Annotated in this window: 16 protein-coding genes; 10 read left to right on the top strand and 6 right to left on the bottom strand. The window is 40.7% G+C overall.

The window, feature by feature from the left end; genetic code table 11:
* Positions 1-74: 74 nt before the first annotated feature.
* The 3 genes from M2273_RS06800 to M2273_RS06810 all read left to right on the top strand — a co-directional run bounded on the left by M2273_RS06800 (position 75) and on the right by M2273_RS06810 (position 4,962).
* A complete protein-coding gene (locus M2273_RS06800; RefSeq protein ID WP_429394604.1) occupies positions 75-701 on the top strand; it encodes an alpha-ketoglutarate-dependent dioxygenase AlkB family protein in 627 nt (208 codons plus the stop codon).
* A 129-nt stretch (positions 702-830) separates the two neighbouring features.
* Entirely contained in the window at positions 831-2,807 is a 1,977-nt protein-coding gene (locus tag M2273_RS06805) for an amidohydrolase family protein (RefSeq protein WP_429394607.1), read from the top strand.
* Positions 2,808-3,054: 247 nt separating this feature from the next.
* Positions 3,055-4,962, top strand: a complete 1,908-nt coding sequence (locus M2273_RS06810) for an amidophosphoribosyltransferase (protein WP_429394609.1) — start codon at positions 3,055-3,057, stop codon at positions 4,960-4,962.
* A gap of 410 nt (positions 4,963-5,372) precedes the next feature.
* Here M2273_RS06810 and M2273_RS06815 read toward each other — a convergent pair whose 3' ends face one another.
* Positions 5,373-6,029 carry a LysE family translocator gene (locus tag M2273_RS06815; RefSeq protein ID WP_429394611.1) on the bottom strand — a complete coding sequence of 219 codons (657 nt, stop codon included), beginning with the start codon at positions 6,027-6,029 and terminating at the stop codon, positions 5,373-5,375.
* Positions 6,030-6,212: 183 nt separating this feature from the next.
* On the opposite strand from M2273_RS06815, the gene M2273_RS06820 reads away from it, so the two are divergent.
* The 4 genes from M2273_RS06820 (at position 6,213) to M2273_RS06835 (ending at position 9,229) form a co-directional block, all read left to right on the top strand.
* Positions 6,213-7,847 (top strand): MFS transporter, encoded by a 1,635-nt coding sequence (locus M2273_RS06820; RefSeq protein ID WP_429394613.1) that lies wholly within the window; start codon positions 6,213-6,215, stop codon positions 7,845-7,847.
* Positions 7,848-7,935: 88 nt separating this feature from the next.
* Positions 7,936-8,394, top strand: a complete 459-nt coding sequence (locus M2273_RS06825) for a deoxycytidylate deaminase (RefSeq protein ID WP_429394615.1) — start codon at positions 7,936-7,938, stop codon at positions 8,392-8,394.
* Positions 8,387-8,851, top strand: a complete 465-nt coding sequence (locus M2273_RS06830; RefSeq protein ID WP_429394617.1) for a hypothetical protein — start codon at positions 8,387-8,389, stop codon at positions 8,849-8,851. The genes M2273_RS06825 and M2273_RS06830 overlap by 8 nt, the downstream gene beginning before the upstream one ends.
* Positions 8,852-8,887: 36 nt before the next feature.
* Positions 8,888-9,229, top strand: a complete 342-nt coding sequence (locus tag M2273_RS06835) for a DHCW motif cupin fold protein (RefSeq protein WP_429394619.1) — start codon at positions 8,888-8,890, stop codon at positions 9,227-9,229.
* A gap of 58 nt (positions 9,230-9,287) precedes the next feature.
* On the opposite strand, the gene cmk is transcribed toward M2273_RS06835, so the two are convergent.
* Complete coding sequence (cmk, locus tag M2273_RS06840; RefSeq protein WP_429394621.1) at positions 9,288-9,962, bottom strand: (d)CMP kinase; 675 nt, start codon at positions 9,960-9,962, stop codon at positions 9,288-9,290.
* Positions 9,963-10,095: 133 nt separating this feature from the next.
* Between cmk and arfB the strand changes: the two genes are divergently transcribed.
* Complete coding sequence (gene arfB, locus M2273_RS06845) at positions 10,096-10,506, top strand: alternative ribosome rescue aminoacyl-tRNA hydrolase ArfB (RefSeq protein ID WP_429394624.1); 411 nt, start codon at positions 10,096-10,098, stop codon at positions 10,504-10,506.
* A 172-nt stretch (positions 10,507-10,678) separates the two neighbouring features.
* Here arfB and M2273_RS06850 read toward each other — a convergent pair whose 3' ends face one another.
* Positions 10,679-11,638, bottom strand: a complete 960-nt coding sequence (locus M2273_RS06850; RefSeq protein ID WP_429394626.1) for a lipid A deacylase LpxR family protein — start codon at positions 11,636-11,638, stop codon at positions 10,679-10,681.
* Positions 11,639-11,763: 125 nt separating this feature from the next.
* Entirely contained in the window at positions 11,764-14,238 is a 2,475-nt protein-coding gene (gene lon, locus M2273_RS06855; RefSeq protein WP_429394629.1) for an endopeptidase La, read from the bottom strand.
* A 400-nt stretch (positions 14,239-14,638) separates the two neighbouring features.
* On the opposite strand from lon, the gene M2273_RS06860 reads away from it, so the two are divergent.
* A complete protein-coding gene (locus M2273_RS06860; protein ID WP_429394631.1) occupies positions 14,639-15,247 on the top strand; it encodes a tetratricopeptide repeat protein in 609 nt (202 codons plus the stop codon).
* Between the two features lie 27 nt (positions 15,248-15,274).
* Here the strand turns inward: M2273_RS06860 and M2273_RS06865 are convergent, their stop codons facing one another.
* Entirely contained in the window at positions 15,275-15,850 is a 576-nt protein-coding gene (locus tag M2273_RS06865) for a hypothetical protein (protein ID WP_429394634.1), read from the bottom strand.
* A complete protein-coding gene (gpmI, locus tag M2273_RS06870; RefSeq protein ID WP_429394637.1) occupies positions 15,837-17,360 on the bottom strand; it encodes a 2,3-bisphosphoglycerate-independent phosphoglycerate mutase in 1,524 nt (507 codons plus the stop codon). The genes M2273_RS06865 and gpmI overlap by 14 nt, the downstream gene beginning before the upstream one ends.
* 194 nt (positions 17,361-17,554) lie before the next feature.
* On the opposite strand from gpmI, the gene M2273_RS06875 reads away from it, so the two are divergent.
* On the top strand, positions 17,555-17,950 hold the full coding sequence (locus M2273_RS06875) for a DUF4783 domain-containing protein (protein WP_429394639.1): 396 nt from the start codon (positions 17,555-17,557) through the stop codon (positions 17,948-17,950).
* Positions 17,951-18,196: the final 246 nt, after the last annotated feature.

Raw genomic sequence — 18,196 nt, forward strand, 5'->3', positions numbered from 1 at the left:
GTCTAATATTTGAACAGAAACAAGAAGTAACATGTTGTTTTGATTCCTGTTTTATATCCTGACTTTATATAATTATGGATCCTTTTGCCGATAACCAGTTAAATATCTTTAATACAACCCCTCAAAATATTTTACCGTTTGATGGGGAGGTTTTTCTGTACCCCAATTTTTATCAGGAAGACGGCGTTTACGATCTGTTTGAAGAGTTGAAACATACCATCCTCTGGAAACAGGATAAGATGAAAATTTATGGAAACTCAGTCAGCTTTCCCCGCCTTACCTCCTGGTATGCCGATGGGGATAAAACATACACCTACTCTGGCGTGGTAAATACGCCTATACCATTTACACCGCTATTGCTCCAAATAAAACAAGCCGCGGAAGCACAATGCGGTAAGCAGTTTAACTCGGCCTTGCTTAATTTTTACCGCAATGGCGAGGATAGCATGGGTTGGCATAGTGATGATGAAAAGGAGCTTAGTGGTAATCCGGTTATTGCATCGGTTTCCTTTGGCGCTACCCGTATTTTTCAGTTTAAACATAAACAGCAAAAGAAAGTTAAGCTCTCCATTGCGCTTAATAATGGCAGCTTGCTAATTATGCAGGGCCAAACACAGCATTACTGGCTGCACCAGGTACCCAAAACCGCTAAAGACCCAGGGCCGCGCATTAATATTACATTCAGGGATATTAAATATTAATTGGTAATTTGTATCGTAATAAATTGAATAGAGGCTGACTTTAAAGGCCTTTTTATTACTCCAATGTAACATATGGAGATAAAATATCGTCTTAACAAGTATATATCTATTATAATACCTATCACCTATATGAAAAAGCCTGTACTCCTCATCACCCTTTCGGCATTTTTTTTAAACGCGAGCGCCCAAACAGATCTTCCAACCGATAGCGGCACATTTCTGCTGCATAAGTTTGAACAGCCAATAGGCAAAGAAACCTATTACGTACATAAATATAAGGACGCTATTCATTATACCATCGATTTTAAATTTGTTGATCGCGGTTCGCCAGTGCCTTTAAAGGCTGAGTTAAAGGTAAACCCGGTTGGTGATCCGCTGGAGCTTACCATTAAAGGAAGCACCTCCCGGTTCTCTAAGGTTGATGACAAGGTGACCATACAAGGTAATGAGGCATCTGTAAGGGTGAATGATTCATCATATACACAAAAGGTGTTGCCTTTAAGTTTCCCGGTAGCGGGGTATTCGCCAGGAACGGTACAACAGGCGTTGCTGCAATACTGGAAAAAACACCATGAACCCGCAAGTATCCATACCCTGCCATTTGGCTCGGTTCAAATAAAAAGAGGAGGGGTGGACAAGCTGGATTTTAATGGCAAAACATTAAGCCTGGACAGGTTTACCATTAGCGGACTGGTGTGGGGTAATGAATTGATATGGGCTGATAGTAAAGGTAACCTGATTTGCCTTATTACCAACGATGCCGAAGGGGATAAGCTGGAAATGATGAGTGCTCCTTATGAAACGCTATTACCGGAACTGCTTAATAAAGCTGCTGTTTACGGTATGCAATTGTTTGCCAAAGCCACCGCGCAAACCAATGTGGCCGATGAAACAATTGCAGTGACTGGCGGCACCCTGGTTGATGTGGTTACCGGATCAGGCATTCCGGATGCAGTTGTATTGATCAGGAAGGGTATCATTACCAGAACAGGTAAAGCCGGTTCAATAACTATACCTGCCGGGGCAAAAGTAATAAACGCCCAGGGTAAAACTATTTTACCCGGCTTATGGGATATGCATTCGCACTTTGAGCAAGCCGATTGGGGGCCCGCCTATCTGGCTGCCGGTGTTACTACCGTGAGGGATTGTGGTAACGAGTTTGGCTATATTAATGCTATTAAAAACGCTATTGACGGTGGCAAAGGAGTAGGACCCAATATATTGAAAGCCGGAATTATTGATGGCAAAGGTCCCCGGGCATTGGGAATTATACAAGCTGATACCAAAGAAGAAGCGATAAAAGCAGTTGACCGTTATAAAGAGAATGGTTTTGCACAGATAAAAATTTACAGTTCGGCAAAACCTGAAATAGTTAAGGCAATTTGTGATGAAGCGCATCGTTTGGGCCTTTCGGTAACGGGACATATACCCGAGGGAATGACCTTACAGCAAGGCGTAGACTCGGGCATGAATATGGTGAACCACATGCAATATGTTTATGCCATGATGAAAAAAGCTCCCGACCGCTCCGTTAATTTTGACGATTCTGCAAATGTGGCAGCAATTAATTTTATTAAACAGCACAATGTAGTTGTCGACCCAACAATAGGTGTTTATGAACTTGCCTATCGCAATGTAAAGGATGATATAACCCAACTTGAACCCGCTTTTTACAACCTGCCCGCGCCATTGCAGGCTTTATTTAAAAACATGGGGGCCGAGCCCGCGCAGGCTGCTAAAATAAAACCTGTAGTGACCAGTATGCTGCAAGCTGTAAAAAAGCTATATGACGCCGGTATACCTATTGTAGCCGGTACAGATATGGGTTTCCCGGGTTATAGCCTTGACCGTGAACTGGAACTGTACGTGGCCGCCGGCCTTACACCATTGCAGGCTTTAAAAACTGCCACTATTATACCGGCAACGGTAATGAAGGTTGATAAACAAACCGGTTCAGTTGAGGCGGGTAAACAAGCCGACCTTATTATTATAGATGGCGATCCGTTAAAAAATATCAGTGATCTCCGTAAAGTTTCTGTAGTAATAAAAGGAGGAAGGGTTTATGACCCGGTAAAATTACACCAGATGGTAGAGTTTGGTAAGTAGGGTTATTTTGTCTGAACCGGGATTAAACAGATTAAGGGATTATTATGATTTAAAAAAGAAAATCCTGGTAATCCCTTAATCTGTTTAATCCCGGTTCAGACAAATTCAGGGTTCAGACAAAAAAAACGCTCGATTTAAGCATAAAGAATTAACGTTTTAGCAACTTATCCACAAACTACTATTTAATGACAATTGATTTAAGCATAGTTCATTATAAAATGATACCTTTGCAGCCTCATTCCAAATCATGAGCGATCAGATTAAACATGAATGCGGTGTGGCATTTATCCGCCTATTAAAGCCACTGTCTTATTATCAGAAAAAGTACGGAACTGCCCTGTACGGCCTGAACAAGCTTTACCTTTTAATGGAGAAACAACACAACCGGGGCCAGGATGGCGCTGGGGTTGCAACTATTAAATTGGATATTGAGCCTGGCAAGCGGTACATCAGTCGTCACCGTTCAATGGCATCAAATGCCGTTGCTGATATTTTTGAATACATTCAGAAAAAATTCGCTGAAATTCAAAAAGAAAGTCCCGAAAAATTAGCCGATGCCGAATGGCTCAAGGAAAATGTAAGCTTTACAGGCGAGGTTTTGCTTGGGCACCTGCGTTATGGTACTCATGGTAAAAATAGCATTGAAAGCTGTCATCCATTTTTGAGGCAAAACAACTGGCAAACCCGTAACCTGGTTATTGCAGGTAACTTCAACATGACCAATGTTGATGAACTGTTGCAGCAGCTTTACGATCTGGGTCAGCATCCAAAAGAAAAAGCGGATACTATTACAGTGCTCGAAAAAATGGGTCATTTTATTGATACCGAAAACCAGGGGCTGTTTGATCAGTATAAACGCGAAGGGCTTGACGATAATGTGGAGATCAGTAAGCTGATAGCCAATGATATGGATGTAGCTAAAATACTCCGTAAATCGGCCAAGAACTGGGATGGTGGTTATACCATTGCGGGTATATTGGGCCATGGTGATGCTTTTGTAATGCGCGACCCGGTAGGGATCAGACCTGCATTCTATTATTATAACGACGAAATAGTTGTTGCCGCATCAGAGCGTCCGGCTATTCAAACCGCGTTTAACATTCCTATTGAAGATATTAAAGAGATACGCCCCGGCCATGCTTTAATTGTTAAAAAGAATGGTAAAATAACCGAGGATATGTTTAGCGAGCCAAAGGAAAAGAAAGCCTGTTCATTTGAACGGATCTATTTTTCGAGGGGTAGCGATGCATCCATCTACCGTGAGCGTAAACAATTAGGCAGGCTGCTTTGTCCGCAGATATTGAACGCGGTTGACCACGATATACAAAATACCGTATTCTCTTATATCCCTAACACTGCCGAGGTTGCTTTTTACGGTATGGTGGAAGGCGTTCATAAATACGTTAAAAAATACCAGCGCGATAAACTGCTTAACCGCGAGGATAAGATAAGTGAGGAAGAGTTAACAGAAGTATTACAGCTTGCACCAAGGGTTGAAAAAATAGCCATAAAGGATGTAAAGCTACGTACTTTTATTACCCAGGATGCTGACCGCAGCGAAATGGTTGCCCACGTATATGATACTACCTACGGCCTTATCAAAAAGAATACGGATACCCTGGTAGTACTTGACGATTCAATTGTACGCGGTACTACCCTAAAACAAAGTATCCTGAAGATACTTGACAGGCTTGGTCCTAAAAAGATAGTGGTAGTTTCATCTGCCCCGCAGATCCGTTACCCTGATTGTTATGGTATCGATATGTCGCGTATGGGTGAGTTTGTTGCTTTTGAAGCAGCTATTAGCTTGTTGAAAGAAATGGATAGGGAAGATATCATTCTTGATGTTTATCAAAAATGTAAGGACAGCGCAAGCCTTCCGAAAGAAGAAGTAGAGAACTACGTAAAAGCGATATATGAACTGTTTACCGATCAGCAGATCTCAGACCGGATTGCACAGATCATTACGCCTAAAGAAATAAAATGTAAGGTTGAAGTTTTATACCAAACCTTAGATAACCTGCATATTGCCTGCCCTGATCATACCGGCGACTGGTATTTCAGTGGTGACTACCCAACCCCAGGTGGTAACAAGGTTGTTAACCGCGCCTTTGTAAACTGGATGGAAGGTAAAAACCAAAGGGCTTATATGTAATGCCCCCTAGCCCCCTGAAGTGGGAACAAAATATTCAAGGCGATGAGTTTAACTTATCGCCTTTTTTGTTTATAAGTTGTCATTCTGAGTTATCAAAAGCAGCGGTATCTAAAGGTTAAATGACGTAGGAGGCGGAAGGCTGTGCGATTCCCCTCTTGAGAGGGGTGGAGGGGTGTGTCCTTTTCATCGCACGTATAAACACACCCCCTCCACCCTCGATTCCTACGCGCCCCCTCTCAAGAGGGGAACTAAAAACAAACACGTCATGAGTAGTAAGCATAGCGAAGAATCTGTTTTTGAACTTTGCATGTCGCAGAATAGATCCTTCGTTCCCTGCCTGCCGGCAGGCAGGGAACGAAGGATGACAAAAAGTTCTGCTTTGGAAAAATTATGATAATCCCTTCTGAAGCTTAAGAGCCTGCAGGTGCCGAAAATACAAAATGGGTAACTAACTTATCTACCAGGATCAAGGAAGCTATAATGAGCGCTATACCGGCAACTTCGTTGAGGCGATGTACCAGTTTAACAGATATTTTGTCGCGCAGTTTATTGGCGTAAAAAGCTTTGGTGGTATCCATTCCAAATTGCACAATGAGTACGGTTGCAAACATAACGGCAATTTTAAATGAGCGATGGGCAACACCTTCATGAAATACAGTACTGGCTGTACCAATTACCGTTATCCAGTGAAAAAGGAGGGTAGGGTTAAAAATGCACATCAAAAACCCTTTTAAAAAGTAGCCCGCCCGGTTAATGCCCGAGGGTACCTTATTTTCGTAATTAACTTCGCCTTTTTTAAACAGGTACCGTACACCTACGCTAAATAGTATAATGCTGCCAACAACACCGGCTACGGTTTTTGCATGGTTGGAAATATCAAAATACTGCGAACCAAATAAAATGGCGCCTACAAAAACCACATCGCTGCAAACTACACCAAGAGCAAGGGCAATGCCTGCATGAAAGCCTTTTTCAATGCTGGTTTTAATAAGAGCAAAAAAGACCGGGCCAGTCAAAAACGTCAACACTAATCCTATCCCTATTCCCGAAATAATAGCTTCTATCATTATTAAGGCTTACGTTCCAATTTTGAACACTGCGAATATGCAATTTTATCTATTAAACAACGAAACTTAAAATTGTGATTTATTTATTGTGATTTATTTAATTTGAAAAAGTATAACAACATTTACAAAAATTGAATTATGTTTAGCGATTCAAAATAATATTCCGTATAACCTAATTAAAAGATGGAACAAAACAATACTAAAAGTTACAGCTCAGCACTATACACGCTGATCACTGTATTTTTCTTCTGGGGATTTTTAGCCGCATCAAACGGTATCTTTATACCATTCTGTAAAACACATTTTAGTTTAACTCAATTTGAGTCACAATTAATTGATTTTACCTTTTATGGCGGATATTTTATTGGCTCATTAATACTTTATTTTGCATCACAAGCCAGTAAAGTTGATATCATGAATAAGTTAGGTTATAAAAATGGTATCATATTAGGTCTGGTTATATCAGCAGTGGGCGCATTAGGTATGATACCTGCTGTAGCAAGTGGTTCATTCGGATTTATACTTGCAGTTTTCTTTATCATAGCAATAGGTTTCTCTTTACAGCAAACTGCGGCAAACCCATTTGTGGTTGCTTTAGGTGCACCAGAAACGGGTTCAAACCGTTTAAATTTTGCGGGTAGTATTAATAACATTGGTGCTTTATTGGGGCCAATTGTAGTTAGTGTTGTATTATTTGGATCGGCATCAGCAAAAATAGCGGCTTCGGAAGTCAAAATATCATCCATAAATAACTTGTATTATATGCTGGCGGCTTTATTTATAGCTGTTGCCATATTCTTCTGGTTCTCTAACCTTCCAAAGGTTACCAGCGACGAAAAAATTGAGTCAAGCTCAAAAGCAAATACACCATTGCTCATCATTTTTGTGGCGTTCTTATTGATACTCGCTGCCGATCCGTTGAGTAATGCCATCGGCATACCAAGCCAGTATTTTGTATATGCATCTTTGGCTATTATATTGTTTACCCTGGTGGGTACAATTTTTGCCGCCAAAAACAGCACCGAAGGTTGGGGAGCAATGCATTATCCACAGTTAATTTTGGGTATGATCGCTATTTTTACTTATGTAGGGACGGAGGTTACTATCCAGAGTAATATGGGCTCCTTATTAAAAACACCTGAATTTGGTTCATTTAATGAGTCTGATATCGCTCCTTATATTTCCCTGTATTGGGGTAGTTTGATGATCGGTCGTTTTGCAGGTTCTATTGGTGCTTTTGATCTTTCAAAAACAACTAAATACATTTTGTATATTATAGTTCCGTTTGTTGCATTTGGCCTTGTGCTGCTTGTAAACGCGGTAACCGGTGTTAATGTAAGCAACCTGTATGTTTATGCTATTTGCGTAGCCATACTTATTGTAGCGTTCTTTTTAGGCCAGCAAAAACCAACACGTACTTTATCGGTATTGGGCTTATTGGGTATGGCCTTTATGTTAGTAGGTTTATTTACCACTGGCAGGGTAGCTACATTCGCTTTCATTAGCGGTGGCTTGTGCTGCTCTATTATGTGGCCATCTATTTTCTCATTAGCTATCACAGGCCTGGGCAAGTACACCAGCCAGGGGTCGGCATTTTTGATCATGATGATCCTGGGCGGATCAATAATACCTCCGTTACAGGGTAAAATAGCCGATGGTAGTAACGATGTTGTAAAAGGTATGAGCGGTATCCATTTCTCATACATAGTACCTGTAATAGGATTTGCCTACCTTGCATATTTTGCCTGGAAAGTAAGCCGCGAACTACGCAGCCAGGGCATTGACCTTGACCATGTAGAAGTAAAAGGCGGGCATTAATTTAAAAAAGAATTATTGTATCATTGGGTCATTAAGTCATTTTTTAAATGGTTTAATGACCCAATGGTATTTAATGACCTATTGACTTATGATAACAAAACCAAGTTTCGATCATATTTTTATGAACCTGGCAACCGACCTGGCTAAGCGCTCACATTGCGTTAAAGCCCAGGTAGGTGCTGTATTAACCCGCGACACCCGCATTATTTCCATAGGGTATAATGGCCCGCCGGCAGGTACCCATAATTGCGATGAGGAATGGCCTGCCACAGGCTGCCCGCGTGATTCAAAAGGCAGCTGTTCGCTTGCTTTACATGCCGAAGAAAATGCCATATTATATGCTGTAAAAAATGGGGCCCGCCTTGAAGGGGCTACGTTGTATACCACGTTGTCACCTTGTTTACCTTGTGCCCGGCTTATATTTTCGGCAGGGATCAAACATGTTTATTTTGATAAATCATACGCCGAGTACAAGGGCCTTACCAGCGACGAAGGAGTTGATTTTTTAAATCACTTTGGGGTTAAAGCAGAAAAGTTTATTGGATAAGTTTAATGATAAAATGATGAGAAAGCAAACCCGATTTATACTAACATACAATTTTTGCTTTATTGTGCTTGCTGTGTTAAGTGTTATAGTGTTTGATAACTCGCCCGCTTCCGACAAAAACGAGATGGTTGGCTTTGTATTGTGGGGATGTGTTTTTTATGCTCTTATTGCTTATATTAGTTGGGGTGTCATCGATAGGCTTACCAGTAAAATAGTAAATACAAAACTCTGGTTGATTGTAAGGTTTTTTTCAGGCTTACTTATTTTACATTTGTTAAGCTTTCTGGGAGGTGGTTTTCTATTAATGAGTTTGGTGACGGGCAACCCACGTTATGGCAATTTTAATATCAGCCTTGGCATTCACATTATATATATAATATCCTTTTCCATTGCTTCAATAGGTTATAACAGTAGTGGTATTGTATTTGGGGGTAGCGTGGGTAAACCAATGATTTAAACGGAAAGAATAAGCTTGAGATAATAATTGAGAGAAATGTACAGTATCCCATTTCAAACCATAGACTGGACATCAGTTGAAAAAACAGAGCATAAGGGAGAAAGCGGAACCGCATTCTGGCAAACTTTGCAATTTGACGGACTAAGGATGCGTATAGTTGAATATTCAAAAGGCTATTTGGCCGGTCACTGGTGCCAAAAAGGACATATTGTACATTGTTTAGAAGGTGGGTTTGTTAGTGAACTTCAAAACGGAGAAGACTTTACCCTGACAAAAGGAATGACCTATATTGTATCTGATGATCTTAGTTCGCACCGGTCTGTATCAGCCAATGGTGTTAAACTGCTTATTATCGACGGAGATTTTTTAAAGCCATAAGATCATATCTCAACAACGAACCTTTCGCTTTTTACCTTTATCCTTTCGCCAAAAAAACTTACAGAACAAAGGGCCTAACCTTATCCAGGGCAAACTCTAATTGCTCAGTGGGAGTGAGGTCGGTATTATCTAATATAATGGCATCATCGGCTCTTACAAGAGGGCTTTCCTCGCGGGTGGTGTCCTGGTAATCGCGATGGGCCAGGTTCTCAAATACATCCTCTAAAGTGATCTCGGGGTTTTTGCCGGTAATTTCCTTAAAACGTCTTTCGGCCCGTACTTTTGGATCGGCGGTCATGAATATTTTAACGGTAGCATGGGGGAATACCGTAGTGCCAATATCGCGCCCATCCATCACAATGTTTTTGGAATGACCCATGCGCTGCTGCTGTTTCACCATCTCCCTGCGCACCTCATGTATGGCAGCCACTTCGCTTACTTTTTCTGATACGGGCATCAGGCGGATCTCTTCAGATACTTCCTCATCGTTCAGGGTAATGTGGGTCTGGTAATCGCGGGAGTGAAAGTTAAGGTGGATGTTTTTTAAAGCCTGGGTAATTTGCTCATGGTTATGCACATCAATGTTGTTGCGTAAAAAATACAGCGCAACAGCCCGGTACATGGCACCGCTATCTACATAAATAAAATGAAGTTTTTTAGCTAAGGCTTTGGCCAGCGTGCTTTTACCACACGATGAATAACCATCAATGGCTACTACAATATTGTTACTCATAGGTGGCCCTAAAATACAAAAATAAGTGAATGGTTAGCGGAGTTGAATAATTTGATTAGGTAATCGTAGTTAAATAGCCATTCCCTCCAATCAACCACTTAGCCCAATCACCCAAAATTATTACTTTTGAAAAATGAACCTTACTAAATCCAACCTTCAAAAAGAAGTTACCTATAAAACCTCGCGCAGTGGCGGCAAGGGCGGTCAAAATGTAAATAAAGTATCGAGCAAGGTTGAACTTTTATTTAATATAAATGGTTCTGAATTATTTACTGAAGATGAGAAAGTACTGCTAAGCGAAAAACTGCAAAATCGCTTAAATAAAGATGGTCTTGTACAGGTAATTTGTGATGAGGAACGCAGCCAATACCTGAACAAAGAAAAAGCGATAGAAAGATTGGTGTTGTTGCTTACCCGGGCGCTGCAAAAACCCAAAGTGCGCAAACCTACAAAAGTGAGTAAAGCCGTTAAAGCTGCCCGCCTGGATAATAAAAAGAAACATTCGGCAAAAAAAGAAAACAGGAAAATTAATCATAGTGATTAATAATAGATGTGCAGATGTGCGAATTTCAGATGTGCAGATTGTCTGAACCTTGATTTTTCACTTATTGTATGTTTTTAATGGAGCTCAAGAGGGCTGCGCCGTTATTAAGATTTATGGATTACTTGATTTATTTATCATCTGCACATCTGCATATCTGAAACCTGCACATCTATCACTTAAATCTATAAGCCCCTGTTAGGCTGGCCCATTGATGTTCTCTTAACATTTCTTTTACTTCCCTGGTATGGAATATGGCCGCCAAATCAAACATAAAACGGCTTGTAGTAAAAGCAACGCCAATCTGATTGCTAAATACTATTGGCTTTTTATTTAAAGTGACCTCCTGACTGCCCGGACCGTGGTTTTTGTTGAACAGGCTGCCTTGTATGGTGGCATCATAAACTACCGCGTTCACTTGTGGTTTATAGTAAAGAAATATTTCGTGTGCATGTAGTAAGCCTGTTTGGTCCTGAGCAGATACGGAACTTTGCGTACTTACTGAATTAAATAGCTGGTTAAAATTACCCAGGCGCAATAGTGGGCCTAAGCCTGCACCGGTAAAACCATTGCCCAGATTGGCATATGAGCTTAAGCTAACATCTATCCACGAGGCCCGGGCCAGTAGTTTATTATACTCGGCGCCCAGGTTAAGTTGTACATTGTTCCTGACCTGGTACTGCCAGCCGTTTAGTTTGTAAAAACCGAATGTATTATGGATGAGCTTTTGTATCGGCTCACCGCCCGCTGCAGGGCCTACAATACCTAATTGCGCACTCAGTTTAATATTGCTTTCGTTTTTATATAAAAAATTCAGAGTTGAGCCTATATAAGAGTAAGCCGCGAAAGGTCTGTCGATATAAGTAGCATCCGGTACATAGCCCGATTGCGGGTTGTACATTTTTTGCCCGATCTCAAAACCTAATACTTTATTTTGAAGATTGCTGCCTGCTTCGCCAGCTTTTAAAGCCTTGCGGTAATAAAAGAAGATCCCGTTGGTATAATACCGGTCTGAACCCTGGCCCAGGTAGGAATCATTATCAGATTGTATGGCAAATTCATGACCGCGGGTTTGAGCAAATAAACTGATAGTACCAAAAAGGCATAACAGCGTAAGGAATAGTTTATTAAACATTAGGTAATTAAATATGATAAGTATTATAAGCGCCTAATATAAAAAAATTGAGCTGATTTATGAGTGTACAAAATACGTACAAATAAAAGCGGGGGTTAAAACTTTACATTTTAACCCCCGCTTTTTTAATTTGCAATTGCTTTTTCCTCCTCTTTAACTGTAAGGTCAAGCGGATCGCTAACCTTTTCATCTAAAAGGGCAAGGCTAATTACCTCGCGCATATCGGTTACATAATGAAACTTAAGGTCCTTAATATAATCTTCCTTGATCTCCAAAATATCTTTTTGGTTTGATTTGCACAAAATGATCTCTTTAATATTGGCACGTTTGGCAGCCAGTATTTTTTCCTTAATACCACCTACGGCTAAAACACGTCCACGCAGGGTGATCTCGCCGGTCATGGCCAGGTTAGGTTTTACCTTACGCTGGGTAAATGCCGAAACCAGGGCGGTAAGCATGGTTATACCTGCCGATGGGCCATCCTTTGGTGTAGCGCCAGCCGGCACGTGCACGTGTACATCCCACAGGTCAAAAAGTTTTGGATTGATATTAAAGTAATTTGCATGTGCCCGCAGATAAGCCAGGGCAATAGTTACCGATTCCTTCATGACATCGCCAAGGCTGCCGGTTAGGGTTAAGCGGCCTTTACCGGGACTTAAACTCGCCTCAATGAACAGGATATCGCCACCAACTGATGTCCAAGCTAAACCTGTAACAACACCGGCAACATCATTACCTTCATAAAGGTCTTTATCAAATATGGGGGCGCCCAATATTTTTTCAATCTCTTTTTTATTTACCACAGGATTGTATTCCTCTTCCATGGCAATGTTTTTGGCTACTCCGCGAACTACCGAACCTATCTTTTTCTCCAAAGCCCGCACACCCGATTCGCGGGTATAATCAACTATCAGTTTTTCAAGAACATCGGTTTTAAGGCTTACATCTTTTAATTTTAAGCCATGTGCTTCACGCTGTTTTGGTAACAGGTGCTGCTTAGCTATTTCAATTTTTTCTTCGATGGTATAGCCGTTCACTTCAATGATCTCCATCCTGTCTAACAGGGCTGGCTGTATACTGCTTAGTGAATTGGCGGTTGCTATAAACATTACGTTTGACAGGTCGAAATCCATCTCTACATAATGGTCGTAAAAAGTGCTGTTCTGTTCAGGGTCAAGCACCTCCAGCAAAGCCGATGACGGGTCGCCCCTGAAATCGTTGCCCACTTTATCAATTTCATCTAATATAAATACCGGATTGGCAGCACCGGCCTTTTTTATAGATTGGATGATACGACCAGGCATAGCGCCTATGTAGGTTTTGCGGTGTCCCCGTATTTCTGCCTCATCGCGGATGCCCCCTAAGGCCATACGTACATATTTACGCCCAAGCGCTTTGGCAATTGATTTTCCTAAGGATGTTTTACCAACCCCCGGAGGGCCCACCAAACAAAGTATGGGAGCCTTCATATCATGCTTTAATTTAAGCACGGCCAAATATTCAATAATACGGTGTTTTACTTTATCCAAACCAAAATGGTCTTTATCCAAAACCCTTTGGGCGCGTTTAAGGTCAAAATTATCTTTCGTAAAATCGTTCCAGGGCAGGTCGAGCAGTAATTCAAGGTAATTTATCTGTACCGAATAATCAGCAGCGGCCGGGTTGGTACGTGCCAGTTTTTCGAGCTCTTTGGTAAAGTGATCTTTTACCTCTTTAGCCCATTTCTTTTTTATGGCACGCTGGCGCAGACTATCTATTTCCAGATCGGGCGAGTTACCACCCAGTTCTTCCTGTATAGTCTTTAGCTGCTGATTTAAGAAATAATCCCTTTGCTGTTTATCCAGATCAACTCTTACTTTGGTTTGAATCTGGTTTTTAAGCTCCAGCATTTGCAGGTCAAGCGTAAGGTGCTCCAGTACCAGGTTGGCTCTTTCGCGCAGGTTGGCTACCTCCAGCAAATGCTGTTTGGCAGTCATATCGGCATTCATGTTTGATGATATGAAATTGATCAAAAACGAAGTGCTTTCAATATTGCGGATAGCTATACCAGCCTCGCTGGGGATATTGGGCGATAACTGTATAATGTTCATGGCCATATCCTTAATGGATGATACCATGGCCTTAAATTCTTTGTCTTCTTTTACCTTTATTTCCTTAAAAGGCTCAACAGTAGCTTTTATGTAGGGTTCGCTTTGAACTTCCTCTTTTAAAACGAAACGTTTTTTACCCTGTATGATAACTGTGGTGTTACCATCGGGCATTTGCAGCATTTTTATAATGAGGGCTATAGTACCAATTTTATTCAATTGGTCAAAGTTCGGGTCTTCAATGCCCACGTCCTGTTGCGAAACTACCCCAATCATGCGATTACCTTTATTGGCATCGCGTATAAGTTTAATTGATTTATCCCTGCCAACAGTTATCGGTATTACTACACCGGGAAACAAAACCGTATTGCGCAATGGCAGTATGGATAGTATCTCAGGCATCTCCTCGTTGTTCATTTCCTCTTCATCTTCAGTTGACATAAGCGGGAAGAACTCGGAATCTTCGTTTATAACCGGTAAAGCATTTTTGAAATCAAATGGATCAAAAGTCATTAATTATATTTTATGTGTAGAAAAAACAGTCATGTTGTCAGCCTGTATAAATACCAGACTGTTAAATACAGGTAAAATTGCGGTTATTACCTAACGCATATTATGTTTCAAGAGCTGTGCCAAGTTATGGTAATAATTGTTAACAAGCAATTTGGCAGTATAATAGTTTGACTATATGCTTATTGCAAATATCAGGTACATTATTAATTAAATGAGAATTTATTGTTAAAGATGAAAAAAAGTCATACTATAGCCGGCTGAAATTTTTTTATGAACAATATTTTTTTATAAATGCATTGTTTGGCATAATAATTTCATGCATTGTAAGTTAAATGGTATACTGTTTTTGTTTCACTACTAAGCACTGATGAAGTTATCGGTCATAATATCCTTTTTGATTATGTCTTCGCTTGAATCGGCATCGGCACAAAGCGCCTATGTTAAATTGGGCCAGCAGGCCTTGATGGATGGTGATTTCAGATCGGCAGTATCACACCTTGAAAAAGCATGTATTACAGATTCAACCAACGCGAATGCTTTGTGGATGCTGGGTTACTCCTATTATCACAGCGATAATTATAAAAAATCAATTGCAGCTTATACCCGTGTTATTGCCATAAAACCAGCTGATGCAACTGCTTATTATTACAGGGCAAGGGCAAAAAGCTATTTAGGCAAGGATAACCAAACCCCTGCCGCAGATAAGGAATTGTACCTGTTAGGTGCCATTGTTGACCTGACCAAAGCCATATCTATCAACAGCGACCCTAATGATAATAAATACTATCAAAACAGAGGTATTGCCTACCGCGATTATGGCATGTTTAAATTGCAAAACAATTCGCATTTTTATGATAGGGCAAGAGGTATAAATTCTTTAAAAGCCTCTATAACCGATCTGGAAAAGGTGTTGAGTGTTAACCCCGGCAGGATGGACATTACCGGCCTGATTGACCAATCAAAAGAAAAATTATTGCAGGCAACCGCCCCAACCGTTGCGCACCACTGATCACGCTGATCTTATCGATAAAAAACGCTACTTTTTCGAAGCTTTTAAAACACCCTCAATACGGTAATTATTACGCCCCATCAGCTTAACCTGCTGCCATTTTTCAATCAGGTAAACCGAGTCGGGGAAATAGCTTAGTTTCTCTCTTGTTTCGTACAACAGATTTTTGGTATGGTTAAAAATGAGTATCCACTTTACCTTGTCTTTGTCCTTATCTTTTTTGATTACTATCCGTGTAGTTCTCAAATCAGGATATTTGGCTTTGTATATCACCAGGCTATCGGTAACCTGAACATTATAGCTGTTTTTCCAGGCAGGCCTGTTAATGTCTGATTGTATGAACAGATTTAATTCCTGTCCCCAGTTAGTAATATGTACCGTTTTATTTTCGGTTGTATTATTATGGTTTACGGTTTTATTAACAGCAGGATCCAGTTTTCTGAGCCTTGCCGTGTCTGCCTTAAAATAGCCGCTTATATCAAAATATTTTAATACAGCTCCGCTTTGCTTAATATCCGGCCTGCATGAGGGCAAGCCGGATAAGAGCAGTATGCCGCCTAAAAAGGAAGCTGTATATAATAATTTGAATTTACACCAATACATTACCGGTCATTTCCTGGGGGATAGCCACACCCAGTATAGTTAATATAGTTGGCGCTATATCACCCAGTTTGCCATCATTTACATGCTTAACATCCTTGTCAATAATAATACAAGGCACCAGGTTGGTAGTGTGCGCGGTATTAGGTGAGCCGTCTTCATTGATCATGTAATCGGCATTACCGTGGTCAGCAATAATAATAAAGGAATAGCCATTAGCTAAACCTGCTTCAACCACCGCTTTTGTACAAGCGTCAGCAGTTTCGGCAGCTTTAACAACCGCGCTGAAAACGCCAGTATGGCCTACCATATCGGTATTGGCAAAGTTAAGGCAAATAAAATCGGGCCAGCCGCTTTCCAGTTCAGGGATAATAGCATCACGGATGCCTGCCGCACTCATCTCGGGTTGCAGGTCATAGGTGGCCACCTTTGGCGATGGTACCAGCAAACGTTTTTCGTTATCAAATTCCTTTTCCCTGCCGCCCGAAAAGAAAAAGGTTACGTGTGGATATTTTTCGGTTTCGGCAATCCTTATTTGTGTTTTACCGGCATCCTGCAAAATCTCGCCCAGGGTTTTGGTCAGATCCTCCTTGTTGAATACCACCTGCACATTTTTAAACGTTTCATCATACGGGGTCATGGTGATGTAACGGATATCAAGCGGATGAAGATTATATTCAGGAAATGATTTTTGTGTTAAGGCAATGCTGATTTCGCGGCCCCTGTCTGTACGGAAATTAAAGCAAATCACTACATCGCCGTTTTTAATAACAGCCAATGGTTTGCCGTTTGAATCAACCTTTACCAATGGTTTTATAAACTCATCGGTTACACCATCATCATATGATTTTTTAATAGAATCGGTAATATGCTGGGTGGCTTCACCCTCGCCGTTAACCATCAGGTCATAAGCCAGTTTAACTCTTTCCCAGCGGTTATCGCGGTCCATAGCATAATATCTGCCTATAGCCGATGCAACTTTTACATCAGAACCTTCAATATATTCTTCCAGATCGGCAACAAAACCAAGGCCTGATCTGGGGTCAGTATCGCGGCCATCCAAAAAGGCGTGGATAAAAACGTTTTTTACATTTGACTGCTTTGCAGCATCGCATAAACCTTTTACATGCCTGATGTGGGAGTGAACCCCACCGTCAGATACAAGGCCAATAAAGTGTACATCGCGATTGTTTTGCCTGGCATATTCAAATGCATCTTTAAGAACCGGGATGGTTGGCAGTTCATTATCGTCAACAGCTTTATGTATACGGCCCAATTCCTGGTAAACCACACGTCCGGCGCCCAGGTTCATGTGCCCAACTTCTGAGTTTCCCATTTGTCCGGCAGGTAAGCCTACCGCGGTTCCTGAGGCCTCTAATTTTGAGTTTGGATATTGCTCCAGCAAGCTATCAACAAATGGTGTGTTTGCTGCAAGTATAGCGTTCGACTGATCATTACGGCCGTAGCCCCAACCATCAAGAATAATTAATGCGAGTTTTTTTTTATTTTCCACATCGCAAATATAAATGCAACGCCTTACTTTATATTATAATTTTTTTAATTTAGGTGAACCCGCTGCCTTATTCATTGTTTGAATAATAATTAGATATAAAAACAGTTATTATCCTTGTTAAAGAATCAATAACCCCATTGGTCACTTTATAATAGTCAGTGTAACTTAAAATTCTTTTATTACGTAATTATAATATGAAGCTAATTTACCTGCCATCGTTTATTATTTTACTGCTTTTACCCCATATTGTCCCGGCCGATCCGATTGATAATGTGGCTAATTTTATAAAGCAGGGCAATACAAAAGAGTTAGCCAGGTTATTTGCCAATAACATTGAAATAGCCATTATGGACGATGAAAATATTTATTCGCGTGCCCAGGCTACACTCATACTGGATAAGTTTTTTTCAAAGAATAAACCCAAAGGCATCAAATTGTTACATAAGGTAAATTCAAGCGCAAATTACCGGTTTGGGGTATTTATTTTAACCACCGATACCGGATTGTACCGTGTAGCCTTTACCCTTAAAGATACTGACGGTAAAATGACCATTATTGAACTGCGTATTGAAAATGAAAAAGTTAAATAAATGTGCAGATGTGCGAATTTCAAATGTGCAGATGATAATCCTTAATCCGAAAAACGGCATAGTCATCTTGAACTCCATTGAAAAACAAACAATAAGTGAAAAATCAAGGTTCAGACAATCTGCACATTTGAAATCTGCATATCTGCACATCAGTTCCTCACCTGCACATTAATTCTCATTAGCCCATCATCTGAAATCTGTATATCTGCACATCCAAAAAATGTTGTTACTTTTGGGGCTTAAAAA

Source organism: Mucilaginibacter lappiensis (assembly GCF_050433765.1).
Lineage (GTDB): Bacteria > Bacteroidota > Bacteroidia > Sphingobacteriales > Sphingobacteriaceae > Mucilaginibacter > Mucilaginibacter lappiensis_A.